Origin of the sequence: Conexibacter sp. CPCC 205762, from assembly GCF_030646155.1 — a bacterium.
In the GTDB taxonomy this organism is placed as follows: domain Bacteria; phylum Actinomycetota; class Thermoleophilia; order Solirubrobacterales; family Solirubrobacteraceae; genus Conexibacter.
Map to the genome: position 1 here is coordinate 1 of NZ_JAUTDN010000105.1, position 728 is coordinate 728.

Annotated in this window: 1 protein-coding gene; it reads right to left on the reverse strand. The window is 80.6% G+C overall.

Annotation, left to right across the window (positions count from 1 at the left end):
* Nucleotides 1-728, reverse strand: a 728-nt coding sequence (locus Q7L73_RS28605; protein WP_304715805.1) for an alpha/beta fold hydrolase, incomplete at both ends; no start/stop codon positions are given.

Consider the following 728-nt stretch of genomic DNA (forward strand, 5'->3'; position numbering starts at 1 on the left):
CGCGCCGGCGGCGGCGTGGCGGGCGGCGTCGCGGCGCGCGGCGGCGTCGCGCGCGCAGACGAGGCCGAACGCGCGCCGCAGCGCGGCGGCGCGGTCGCGGCCGAGCGTGTCGAAGCGGAGCGGGTAGGCGCCGGCCATCACCAGCTTCGCGACGCGCTCGGGGTGGCGACGGGCGTAGACGCTGAAGAGGTAGGTGCCGTAGGACTCGCCGAAGAGCGTCAGCCGCTCGATCCCGAGCTGCGCGCGGACCGCGTCGAGGTCGTCGGCGACGGCGGCCGAGCCGTACGCGCCGGCGCGCGCGCCGAGGCTGCGCCCGCAGGCGCCGACGGCCGCGTCGAGGCGGTCGAGGTGCTGCGCGAGGTCGCGCGGGAAGGGGCACTGCAACGGCGTCGAGCGACCGACGCCGCGCGGATCGAACAGCAGCACGTCGTGGTCGTCGCGCAGCCTGCCGAACAGCCGCTCGACCTGCTTCGGCGACTGGCTCGCCGCGCCGGGGCCGCCGGGGTTGGGCACGATCGTCCCCGCCGCCGGCCGGCTGCGGTCGCGCCGCGGCAGCAGCGCGTAGCCGACCGCGGTCGTGCCGAGCGCCGGCGTCGCGCGGTCCAGCGGCACGGTGACCGTGCCGCAGCTCGCGCCGGCCGGGCAGGCGGCGGGGGCGGCCGATGCACCGGCGAGCGGGTCGGCGACGAGCGGCGCGGCGGCGGCGACCGCGGCGGCGGCGGGCGGCG